The sequence below is a fragment of the Microbacterium sp. SLBN-146 genome (genome assembly GCF_006715145.1).
Classification (GTDB): domain Bacteria; phylum Actinomycetota; class Actinomycetes; order Actinomycetales; family Microbacteriaceae; genus Microbacterium.
Genome location: NZ_VFMR01000001.1, coordinates 43,806 through 55,254, shown reverse-complemented (window position 1 = coordinate 55,254; position 11,449 = coordinate 43,806). Strand labels below are relative to the sequence as shown.

The following is an 11,449-nucleotide window of genomic DNA, read 5'->3' as shown; positions in this document are numbered from 1 at the left end:
CCGCGTCGGGTTCCGCTGGGAGGTGGGTGTGGGTGTGGAGACCCCTCTCCACGCCCACACCCGCTGCTCGCCGACGCCTGCGGGACAGCCATTTCCCGTGGCGTCGACGAGCAGGTTCGAGGACGGGGGTCCTCGGGGTGTGCCCTGAGGCACGGGCCGGTCTTCGGCGGCGGGGACGATGCCGCGAACGGAGACCGGCGGGTCAGGCGTGATTCAGATCGTTAGGTGCCCAGCCGGTAGACCGCGTTGGCGTTTCGTTGGGTCACGTAGGCGAAGCTATTGTTCGGGCCGATCGCCAGGCCGGATGGTTCGTTTCCGACCGTGATGGTGGCGGTGACGGTGTCGATAGCGGTGATGATCTGACTGACTGTACCGCTGGCATTGTTTGTGACGTAAGCGAAGGCGCCGTCCGGGCTGATCGCAACATCTCGCGGGCCCATGCCGACAGTGAAGGGAGAGTCGACTACCGTGTTGGTCGCAGTGTCTATCCGGCTGATCGTGTTGGTGCCAGTGTTGGTTACGTAGGCGAAGGTCCCGTCGGCGCTGATCGCCACGCACAACGAATTCGTGCCGACGGAGATGGTTGCGGTGACGGTGTTGGTCGCGGTGTCGATCCGGCTGACTGTGCCGCTGCCCCAGCTGGTGACGTAGGCGAAAGCGCCGTCCGGGCTGATCGCCAGCCCGAACGGGCTCGCGCCGACGGAGATGGTTGCGGTGACGGTGTTGGTCGCCGTGTCGATCCGGCTGACTGTGTCGCTTCCTTCGTTGGTCACGTAGGCGAATGTGCCGTTCGGACCGATCTCGACGCGGCCCGGCTGTGCGCCGGTCGGAATTGGAGAGCCGATGACCGAGTTGGTCGCGGTGTTGATCCGATGGACTACGCCGCTGTTCCAGTCGGTGACGTATGCGAAAGAGCCGTTAGGGCTGATCGCCACTCCCGACGGCCCATACGGGACTCCCGTGCCGACGGCGATGGGTGAACCGACCACCGTATTGGTTGCGGTGTCGATTCGGGTCACCGTGCGATTGTCAATGCCGGTGACGTATGCAAAGGTGCCGTCCGGGCTGATCGCTACATCTTCCGTGTTCCCAACAATGGAAACAGTGGCGGTGATGGTGGCAGCGACTGTGGCGGTGTCGGGGGTGGTTAGCGGCCCGGAGGTGGCTGTAACGGTGACGACGGTGCCGGGGGCGGTACCTGATGCGACGTTAACAGTGGTGGTAAACACTCCGGCGCTGTCGGTGGTGCCGGTGGAGGATCCGAAGGTAGCGGTCGCGCCGGTGGCGGAGAGGGTCACGAGTTGGCCGGCCCACGGGCGCCCTTGGGAATCTAGGACGGTGGCCGTCACAGGGGTGGGGGTGCCGGTTGTCACCGTCGTGGAGGTGATGTCGACGCTGAGCGCGGAGTTGGGGGAGGTAGCGCGCGCCGGGACCGCAGTAGTGAGGACGATCGCGGGGGTGGCGAGGGCTGCGGCAGTGAGGACCTGCCTGCGATTGAGGCCTACCCCTTCAGCGGGGGGGGGGGGGGGGGGGTATTCATCTTGGCTGTCCTCCAGGTTTTCAGGTGTTCGCTCGCGTCAGTCGGGTAGCGGGTCGAATGCCCTGGAGGTTAGCCCCGCGCTGCGAGCGAAGCTCTCCCATAGTGCGGGCCGAATGGGCCGGAGGCAGAAGCGAATTCATCCCCGCCCTCACCTGAGGCACCCTCTCGCGAACGGCCGAGGTCGTCGTGAGACCGTCCGCGGCCACGCCGAAACGGCCCCGGATCACCGCCCTCCGCTCACGTCGAGGCCATACGATGAGGCCATGCCGCTGACAGGTGAATACATCCCCTCCACGAGTGAGTGGGCGCGAAAGCAGGCCGAGCAGTACGAAGCATCCGGAGGGACCGAGGCGAACACGCTTCGGGGGGTCCCCATCATCGTCTTGACGACGGTCGGTGCGAAGTCCGGTGGCCTCCGCAAGACGGCGCTCATGCGCGTCGAGCATGACGGGCATTACGCCGTCGTCGCGTCGAAGGGCGGCGCGCCCGACGAGCCCGCATGGGGCGAGAACATGCGCCGCGAGCCGCACGTCGAACTGCAGGACGGTGCCGACAAGCGCGACTACACCGCCCGCGAGCTCGAAGGCGACGAGCGTGAACTGTGGTGGGCTCGGTCTGTCGAGGTCTGGCCCGACTATGCCGAGTACCAGAAGAAGACGGACCGCCAGATCGCCGTCTTCGTCCTCGAACCCCGCGACTGAGCGCAGGCGGCGATGCCCCCCTCGCCGCACCGCGTCGTCCCGCGGCAGAGCATCGCCATCCTGGTCTCGGTGCTCGCGGCGATCGTCGTCGCGCTGTTCTTCGGCTTCGCCGCGCTGACGGCGGTGCCGCCCGCCCTCGCGAACCTCGCGAGCGAGGACGCGGACGGACGGACGCCCGTCACGATCGAGTCCGACGACCTCCGCGCGCAGATCGTCGCGCCGGCGGGATGGGTCGTCGTGCACGAGTCCGCAGCATCCGTCATCGTCCGCACTCCCGACGGCGCGATGTCGGCCCGGGTCGATCTCGTCGACGAGGATCCTTCCGCGGTCGTGTCGGCAGAGCCGGGGCTCGCGACATCGCTCCGCACCGAGACGCTCACCTCGGGCCTCACGGCCGTGCACGCCGACCTCGACAACGGTGGCGTCGTCGCCGGTGTCGCACTCGGCGGCGACGGGAGTGGGCCGAGCGCGCGCGTCGTCGCCACCGTCGTCGAAGAAGCCGACGCAGCGATCTATCGGCCGGCGCTCGCCCAGCTGCTCGACGGGATCGCGCCGTGAGGCGCAGGGGGATCGCGGCCGGGCTTGCCGTGGTCGCCGTCGTCCTCACGGCGTGTGCTCCCGTGGGTGACCCGGCCTGGGTCCCGCCGAACTGGACGCCGAGTGAGATCACCGTTGTCGACGCCCCGGACGCACTCGATCCTGTCGACGACGGAGCCGTCGCCGCGCGGATCGTGCCGCAGCGACTCCGCAACGACGCCGTCGGAGTGCAGGCGCGCTTCGCGTACCTTCCCGGAACGGATGCCGCAGCCTCGGCTTTCAACGCCGTGGTCGAGGCTCGCGTCCGCGACGCGATCGCAGCCGCGGTTGCCGCGTCGGGTACGCCGTATGCGCCCCAGGCCCAGCCGGCCGGGGCGGGCCTCGACGACCGCTCGTGCGTCGCGGGCTCTGCGACGCGACCGGCGGCCGACCTCCTCGCTGACCCGGCCCTGGGCGCACCGGGAGGGGTCGGTGTGGCTCTCGTGTGCGACATCGTCGCGGCATCCGGTTCGATCCTCGGCCAGCGGCTGCGCACGGTCGGGGGAGCACCGGGCGCCATCGCGTCGGATGCCACGAGCATTCTCTACGTCGACACGGCGACCGGCGATGTCGCGACGGCGGAAGAGCTGTGGGCCGACGGCGCGGCCGGGCGCCTGAGCGAGGACGTCGTCGATGCGCTCCGCCGGTCCGCCGGTGCGCTGTCGTGGCGTCCCGCCGAGAGCGGCGACGAGGCCCAGCTCGCCGCGATCCGCGGCGCCCTCGCCTCGACGACGCCGGCGCCCGGCGGACTGACGTTCACGATCCCGGCGGGGTTCACGGCGCCCCAGCTCGCGTCGCTCGGCACGCCGGCGACGGAGGAGCCGCTCTCGATCGCGGTTCCGTCCGCTGTCGCGAGCGGGCTCGTCACCGACTTCGGTGCACGCGTGCTCGCGTCGGAGGGGATGCCCTTCGACGCGCCCGTCGCGGGTCCTGCGGGAGCTGACCGGGTCGACTGCGGCCTCGTCCCGTGCATCGCCGTCACCTACGACGACGGACCGACGTCGCTCACGCCGAGGCTGCTCGACGACCTCGCCGAGGCCCGCGCGGCGGCGACCTTCTTCATGCTCGGGAGTTCGGCGTCCAACGCCCCCGACACCGTCCGTCGTGTCGCGGCTGAGCGGCACGAGATCGGCAACCACACGTGGAGCCACCCGCAGCTCCCCGAGATCGACGACGAAGAGGTCGCCTCGCAGCTGCAGCGCACGCAGGGACTCCTGCGTTCCTTGAGCGGGCAGCCGGTCGCGAGCTTCCGGCCGCCCTACGGCGAGTACACGGAGCGCGTGCTCGAGGTCGCGGCCGAACCCGCCATCCTGTGGTCGGTCGACACGCGCGACTGGGCGGGCCCCGCCGACGATGCGCTCATCCGGTCTGCGGTCGACGGCGCGACGCCGGGCGGCATCATCCTCTTCCACGACACGCACGAGCGATCCATCCGCGTCGCGCCGACCGTCTTCTCGGGCCTCGCGGACCGCGGCTTCACCCTCGTGACGGTGACGACGCTCTTCGGAGGTCAGCTCCCGGCATCCGGAGCCTTCCGCCGCGCTCCCTGAAGCGCGCCGCGCACGGTCCGCCGCGGCATCCCGCGCCACGCTTCGCCGAGACGCCACGCGCCGTGCGAGGCGCTATGCCGCGTGCGTACGCAGCGTGTCGTCCCGCGCGTTCCGTGTCGGCTCGGGGCCCCAGACCGCGCCCCGCCCGCGCATGTACGGCCGGGGTCAGCCGCCGAGGAGCGCCTCTACCGGGCCTCGGGCGAAGTACAGCAGGAAGCCGGCCGCGACGATCCACAGGAGCGGGCTGATGCCCTTCGCGCGGCCCGAGAGCGACCGCACGACGACCCACGAGACGAAGCCCGCCCCGATGCCGTTGGCGATCGAGTAGGTGAGCGGCATGACCGTGATCGCGAGGAACACGGGAAGCAGGATCGAGAAGTCGGTCAGATCGATGAAACGGATCTGCGACATCATGAGCGCGCCGACGATGACGAGAGCGGATGCCGCGACCTCGGTCGGCACGATCGACACGAGCGGCGTGAAGAACATCGCCACGAGGAAGAGCGCACCCGTCACGACGTTCGCGAAGCCCGTGCGGGCACCTTCGCCGATGCCGGAGCCCGACTCGATGAAGACCGTGCTCGACGAGCTCGAGGTGAGTCCACCCGCGACGGCGCCAACGCCTTCGACGATGAGCGCCGACTTGATGCGGGGGAAGTCGCCCTTCTCGTTCGCGAGCCCTGCTTCCTTCGACAGGCCCGTCATGGTGCCCATCGCGTCGAAGAAGTTCGTGAAGACGAGCGTGAAGACGAGCATCAGGGCCGCGAGCACGCCGATCCGCTCGAAGGAGCCGAACGACACCTGACCCAGGAGCGACAGATCGGGAAGGCTCACGAGCGACGACGGCAGCTCGGGCACCGACAGTCCCCAGCCGCCGGGGTTGACCTGGTCGCCGTCGAACTTCGGGCCGATGTTCCAGATCGCCTCGACGACGATCGCGACGACGGTGCCCGTCACGAGACCGATCAGGATGCCGCCCTTGACCTTCTTCGCGACGAGGATGCCCGTCAGGAGCAGCGTGAAGACGAAGATGAGCGTCGGGACCGTGCCGACCGACCCGTCGACGCCGAGGCCCACGGGCGGCGACGACGCTCCCGTCGAGGTGACGAATCCGGCATCCACGAACCCGATGAACGCGATGAAGAGGCCGATGCCGACCGTGATGGCGAGCTTCAGCTGAATCGGCACGGCGTCGAAGATCATGCGCCGAAGCCCCGTGACCGCGAGCAGCACGATGATGAGGCCGTTGATGACGACGAGACCCATCGCCTCCGCCCACGTCACCTGGCCGACGACCGACACGGCCAGGAACGAGTTGATCCCGAGACCTGCCGCGAAGGCGAAGGGAAGGCGCGTCACGAGCCCGAAGAGGATCGTCATGACGCCCGCCGTGAGCGCCGTGGCTGCCGCGACCTGCGGGAACCCGAGGGTCGTCCCGTCCACATCCGCGCTCGACGTCAGGATGATCGGATTCAGGATGACGATGTAGGCCATCGTGACGAACGTCACGACGCCGCCCCGCACCTCCGTGCCTATCGTCGAGCGGCGCTTCGTGATCTCGAAGAAGCGATCGAACGCGTTCTTCGGTGCCTGCTCGACCTCGGTCGTCGGTGCGGGTGCTTCTGCCATGGGGTGACCTCCGGGCACGAAGATAGCGCGTCGCGGGCCCGCGTGGGCATTCCGCGGGATGCCGCGCGGGTCGGATGCCGAACGCTGGGTAGGGTCGATGGCGCATGCATCGCCTCATCGTCGTCATCCTCGCCGCCGTCGACGCCGCCATCGCGGCGGCCGTCGGTCTCGCCGTGATCCTCGCGCCGCTCACCCTCGTGTGGGTTTTCGCGTTCGGGGGTGCGGCCGATTGGGGTTCCCTGTGGCCGGCGACGGCGACGATCTGGCAGTTCGGCCACGCCGTGCCCCTCGAGATCACTCTCTCGGCCGAGTATCTCGCTCGAACGGGAATCGATCCGTCCGCGGCATCCTTCGTCCTGTCGCTCGCGCCGCTCGCCTTCGGGGTCTTCACCGCCGTCTTCGCCGCGCGCTCGGGGCGCCGTGCGTCTCGCGCGGGAGCGTGGATCACGGGCGTCGTGACGGGAACGCTCGTCTTCGCCGCCATCGCGGCCGCGACCGCCTCCACGGGCGCGACCCCCTTCGCTGCTGTCGAGACGTGGCACGCGATCCTCTTCCCCGTCCTCTTCTATGCGCTCCCCGCGCTCGTGGGCGGTGTCGTCACGGAGTGGATCGAAGCGGGCGACGGCGGCGTCGCGCGGCTTCGCGATCTCGTCGAGGAACGGGACAGCGGATGGGCCGACGTCCCCGCACTCATCGCGCGCGGCTCGGCCGTCGTGGCCGTGGGACTCGTCGGGGTCGGTGCGCTCGGGCTCACCGTCGTGCTGTGGGCGCGTGGCGGCGAGATCATCGCGCTGTTCGAGGCATCGCACGTCGATGCGCTCGGGGCGACGCTCGTGACGCTCGGGCAGCTCGCGTATCTTCCGACGCTCGTCGTCTGGGCGATCTCGTTCATCGCGGGCCCCGGGTTCGCGATCGGCGCGCAGACCACCGTGGGCCCCGCGGGCACGCAGGTGGGTGTGCTCCCCGGCATCCCCGTCTTCGGGGCCGTCCCCGATACCGCCACGCCGTGGCTCCTGCTGCTGGCGCTCCTCCCGGTCGCCGTCGGCGCCTTCGCGGGATGGATCGCGCGCTCGCGCCTCGCCACCGTCTCCGACACCGACCACGACGCGATGGCCCCGCGCCTCGCAATCGTCCTCGGGATCGCCGTCGTCCCCGCCGCTCTCATCGCACTCCTGGCGTTCCTGGCATCGGGGGCCCTCGGACCGGGCAGCCTCGCGCAGGTCGGACCCGCCCCCGGTCCCGTCGCGCTCGCGGTGGGGCTCGAAGCGGGTCTCGGCGCGGCCATCCTTCTCCTCTCCCCGCGGCGTCGCGGCGAAACGATCGCACGCGATTCCGCGGACGACGTCTCGTGGAGCATGCGTGAGGAGGAGACGGATGCCACAGAGCCGGCGCTCTTCGACGACTCGAACGACACAGAGCCGGCGCTCTTCGACGACGCGAACGACACCGAGCCGCTCGACCGCGAGGAGCTCAGCGGCCTCTTCGGCACGCGCCCACTCGATTCCCGCGGTGGGAAGTCCGACCGCGGGCCCTCGGTAGACTAGGCGCGTGCTCACGGTCGCCGTTCTCATCTCGGGCGCGGGCTCCAATCTGAGAGCGCTGCTCGATGCCGTCGCCGACCCCGGCTTCCCGGCATCCGTCGTCGCCGTCGGTGCCGACCGCGAAGCCGACGGGTTCGCCCACGCGGAAGACTTCGGCATCCCGACGTTCCTCGTTCCGTGGGAGAGCTACTCGTCCCGCGAGGAGTGGGGCGCCGCGCTCGGTGAGCAGCTCGACGTGTGGAAGCCCGACCTGGTCGTGCTGAGCGGCCTCATGCGCCTCCTTCCCGCCTCGCTCGTCGAGGCGTGGGCGCCGCGCATCATCAACACCCACCCCGCGTATCTCCCCGAGTTCCCGGGGGCGCACGGCGTCCGCGACGCGCTCGCCGCGGGAGTGACCCAGACCGGGGCGAGCGTCATCGTCGTCGACACGGGCGTCGACACGGGCCCGATCCTCGCGCAGGAGCGCGTGCCGGTCCTGCCGGACGACGACGAGCACAGCCTTCACGACCGCATCAAGCCCGTCGAGCGGCGCCTGCTCATCGACGTCGTCCATCGCATCGCGACGGGCGACCTCGACCTCGCCGCCGAATCCACCCCCTGACGCCCACCCCGAGGAGTACCCGCATGGCCGGACCGAGCCACGACCCCGCCCTGTACCGCGACCGCGATGTCGTGCCCATCCGCCGCGCGCTCGTGTCGGTGAGCGACAAGACGGGTCTCCTCGACCTCGCCGCCGCCCTCGCGGCATCCGGGGTCGAGATCGTCTCGACGGGCGGATCCGCGTCGCTGCTGCGCGAAGCGGGCTATGCCGTCACCGACGTCTCCGCCGTCACAGGCTTCCCCGAGTCGCTCGACGGGCGCGTCAAGACGCTCCACCCCGGCGTCCACGCGGGACTCCTCGCCGACCTCCGTCTCGAGGACCACGAGCGTCAGCTGCGCGACCTCGAGATCGCACCCTTCGAGCTCGTCGTCGTGAACCTCTACCCGTTCGTCGAGACGGTCGCCTCGGGCGCCGAGTCTGCCGACGTCGTCGAGCAGATCGACATCGGCGGCCCCGCGATGGTGCGCGCGTCGGCGAAGAACTTCGCCAACGTCGCGATCGTCGTCTCGCCCGAGTCGTACCCCGCGATCGTCGCCGCCGTCTCCGGAGGCGGCACGAGCCTCACGCAGCGCCGTGAGCTCGCCGCGCGCGCCTTCGCCCACACGGCCAACTACGACCGCGCCGTCGCGCAGTGGTTCGCCGAGGAGACGCTCTCCACCGACGCCGAACTGCCGCAGCACCTCACGATCAAGGCCGAGCGCCTCGAGACGCTCCGCTACGGCGAGAACTCGCACCAGCGCGCGGCGATCTACTCGCGCGTCGGCGGGCACGGCATCGCCCAGGCGACGCAACTCCAGGGCAAGGAGATGTCGTACAACAACTACGTCGACGCGGATGCCGCGCTCCGCGCCGCCTTCGACATGGTCAAGCCCGCTGTCGCGATCATCAAGCACGCCAACCCGTGCGGTATCGCCGTCGCGGCTCCGAGCGCCCTCGACCCCATCGCGAGCGCGCACCTGCGTGCGCACGAGTGCGACCCCGTCTCCGCGTTCGGCGGCGTCATCGCCGCGAACCGCACCGTGACGCTCAAGATGGCCGAGAACCTTCGCGACATCTTCACGGAGGTCATCGTCGCCCCCGACTTCGAGCCCGAGGCGCTCGAGGTCTTCAAGCTCAAGAAGAACCTGCGCGTTCTGCAGCTTCCCGCCGACTGGCGTCAGGAGCCCATGGATGTCCGTCTCGTCTCGGGCGGTCTCCTCCTGCAGGATGCCGACCGGTTCCCCGACGACATCGAGTCCGTCGCGAAGGACTGGCGCCTCGTCTCGGGCGAGCGTCCAGAAGACGACGACATGACGAACCTCATCTTCGCGTGGAAGGCGTGCCGCGCGGTCAAGTCCAACGCGATCGTCCTCGCGAAGGGCTCCGCGACCGTCGGCATCGGGATGGGGCAGGTCAACCGCGTCGACTCGTGCCGTCTGGCGGTCGAGCGGGCCGGAGACCGCGCGGCGGGTTCCGTCGCGGCATCCGACGCGTTCTTCCCCTTCGCCGACGGACCCCAGGTCCTCATCGACGCCGGCATCCGCACGATCGTGCAGCCGGGCGGATCGGTGCGCGACGAAGAGGTCATCGAAGCGGCCCGTGCCGCCGGTGTGACGATGTTCTTCACGGGGGAGCGCCACTTCTTCCACTGACGTCGTGGGGGCGGGGATCGGGCACGACAGCTGTGTCCGATTTCCGCGAGCCGTTGCCGAGGGAGCGTGTCAGGCTAGGGGTATGACCAGCCCCGGGATGACCTTCGACGAACGCTATCGTGCGATCGACTCGCGCGATGCGCGCTTCGACGGGCAGTTCGTGACGGCCGTGCGGTCGACCGGGATCTACTGCCGTCCGAGCTGCCCCGCCCGCACCCCGAAGCCCTCGAACGTCACGTTCTACCCGACGTCGGCGGCGGCGCACGAGGCAGGGTACCGCGCGTGCAAGCGCTGTCTTCCCGAGGCCGCACCGGGGTCTCCGCTATGGAACGTGCGAGGCGACACGGCGGGGCGGGCGATGCGGCTCATCGCCGATGGGGTGGTCGAGCGCGAAGGCGTGCCGGGCCTCGCCCGCCGCCTCGGGTACTCGCCCCGGCACCTGACGCGCCTCCTCACCGCCGAGCTCGGTGCGGGTCCCCTCGCCCTCAGCCGCGCACATCGCGCCCAGACGGCCCGCATGCTCCTCGTCGGCACCGACCTCCCGGCATCCCACGTCGCGTTCTCCGCGGGCTTCTCGAGCGTCCGGCAGTTCAACGACACCGTGCGGGAGGTGTTCGGGATGCCGCCCCTCGAACTGCGCGCGCGGCGGCGGGCGAAGGACTCGACGGCCTCGGTACCCGGCGCGATCGATCTCGTGCTGCCGCATCGCGGCCCGCTCGACGCCGACGGGCTCTTCGCGTGGATGGCGGCTCGCGCCGTCGCGGGGGTCGAGGATGCCACGACGTCGTCGTTCTCTCGATTCATCCGCCTCCCCGGCGGACCAGCGTGGTTCGAGCTTCGCCTCGACAGCGAGGGTCGCGTGCGCCTTCGCGCACGGCTGACGCAGCTGGCCGACCTCTCCGCGCTCGTGTCGCGCGCGCGACGCCTGTTCGATCTCGACGCCGACCCCCTCGCCGTGGACGGCGAGCTGTCGCGGCATCCCGAACTCACGCCCCTCGTCGCCGGGCTCCCGGGCATCCGCGTGCCCGGTGCCGCGGATCCGCACGAGATGCTCATCCGCGCCATGATCGGGCAGCAGATCACCGTGGTCGCCGCCCGGACCGCGCTGACGGCGCTCGCGGCGGCGCTGGGGGAGCCCGCCGGCGACCTCGGCGGACGCCTCTTCCCGACCATGTCGGCGATCGCCGAGCGCGGCGCCGAGGTCCTCCGGGGTCCGGGCGCCCGCATCCGGGCTGTCACCGGCGCCGCTGCCGCGCTGGCCGCGGGAACCCTGACGCTGACCCCGGGCGACGACGGCCCCGAGCAGCGGGCCGCACTGCTGGCGATGCCCGGCATCGGTCCGTGGACGGCCGACTACGTCCGCATGCGGGTACTCGGCGATCCCGACGTCTTCCTGCCGGGCGATGTCGCCGTCCGCGCCGGTGCTGGCGCGGTGGGCCTTCCCGCCGAACCGCGGACGCTCACCGCCTGGGCGGCGCGCACCGCGCCGTGGCGCAGCTACCTCACCGCGCACCTCTGGCGCGCCGTCCCGCCCCGGCCCGAGCCGGTCGGGCGGCGTCGGCGTTCAGGATTCAGTCCGGACGCCGAGGCCCCCGCGCCGGACACCCGTGAAGCCGCGGCGGGGCGTGCCCCGACCCGCACCGAAGACTGAATGTTGAACACGCGAGAGAGAAGACGACA

9 protein-coding genes are annotated in these 11,449 nt (G+C 70.6%); 7 read left to right on the top strand and 2 right to left on the bottom strand.

What is annotated here, in order from left to right:
* Nucleotides 1-221 precede the first annotated feature (221 nt).
* Nucleotides 222-1,298 carry a beta-propeller fold lactonase family protein gene (locus tag FBY39_RS00230; RefSeq protein ID WP_141929688.1) on the bottom strand — a complete coding sequence of 359 codons (1,077 nt, stop codon included), beginning with the start codon at nucleotides 1,296-1,298 and terminating at the stop codon, nucleotides 222-224.
* 505 nt (nucleotides 1,299-1,803) lie between these two features.
* On the opposite strand from FBY39_RS00230, the gene FBY39_RS00225 reads away from it, so the two are divergent.
* From FBY39_RS00225 to FBY39_RS16630, 3 genes are read left to right on the top strand one after another with little or no spacing between them, the layout of a single operon-like run.
* A complete protein-coding gene (locus FBY39_RS00225; protein WP_141929687.1) occupies nucleotides 1,804-2,241 on the top strand; it encodes a nitroreductase family deazaflavin-dependent oxidoreductase in 438 nt (145 codons plus the stop codon).
* A 12-nt stretch (nucleotides 2,242-2,253) separates the two neighbouring features.
* Nucleotides 2,254-2,799, top strand: a complete 546-nt coding sequence (locus tag FBY39_RS00220; protein ID WP_141929686.1) for a hypothetical protein — start codon at nucleotides 2,254-2,256, stop codon at nucleotides 2,797-2,799.
* The gene (locus FBY39_RS16630) at nucleotides 2,796-4,367 is read left to right on the top strand and encodes a polysaccharide deacetylase family protein (RefSeq protein ID WP_141929685.1); all 1,572 of its coding nucleotides are present in this window, start codon (nucleotides 2,796-2,798) and stop codon (nucleotides 4,365-4,367) included. Before FBY39_RS00220 ends, FBY39_RS16630 begins: the two co-directional genes overlap by 4 nt.
* 165 nt (nucleotides 4,368-4,532) lie before the next feature.
* Here FBY39_RS16630 and FBY39_RS00210 read toward each other — a convergent pair whose 3' ends face one another.
* Entirely contained in the window at nucleotides 4,533-5,996 is a 1,464-nt protein-coding gene (locus tag FBY39_RS00210) for an NCS2 family permease (RefSeq protein WP_141929684.1), read from the bottom strand.
* 104 nt (nucleotides 5,997-6,100) lie between these two features.
* Between FBY39_RS00210 and FBY39_RS00205 the strand changes: the two genes are divergently transcribed.
* From FBY39_RS00205 to FBY39_RS00190, 4 genes are all read left to right on the top strand, one after another.
* Nucleotides 6,101-7,540 carry a DUF6350 family protein gene (locus tag FBY39_RS00205; protein ID WP_141929683.1) on the top strand — a complete coding sequence of 480 codons (1,440 nt, stop codon included), beginning with the start codon at nucleotides 6,101-6,103 and terminating at the stop codon, nucleotides 7,538-7,540.
* A 4-nt stretch (nucleotides 7,541-7,544) separates the two neighbouring features.
* On the top strand, nucleotides 7,545-8,138 hold the full coding sequence (gene purN / locus FBY39_RS00200) for a phosphoribosylglycinamide formyltransferase (RefSeq protein ID WP_141929682.1): 594 nt from the start codon (nucleotides 7,545-7,547) through the stop codon (nucleotides 8,136-8,138).
* Between the two features lie 23 nt (nucleotides 8,139-8,161).
* Nucleotides 8,162-9,769 (top strand): bifunctional phosphoribosylaminoimidazolecarboxamide formyltransferase/IMP cyclohydrolase, encoded by a 1,608-nt coding sequence (gene purH / locus FBY39_RS00195; RefSeq protein WP_141929681.1) that lies wholly within the window; start codon nucleotides 8,162-8,164, stop codon nucleotides 9,767-9,769.
* Between the two features lie 82 nt (nucleotides 9,770-9,851).
* Nucleotides 9,852-11,420 (top strand): Ada metal-binding domain-containing protein, encoded by a 1,569-nt coding sequence (locus FBY39_RS00190; RefSeq protein WP_141929680.1) that lies wholly within the window; start codon nucleotides 9,852-9,854, stop codon nucleotides 11,418-11,420.
* Nucleotides 11,421-11,449: the final 29 nt, after the last annotated feature.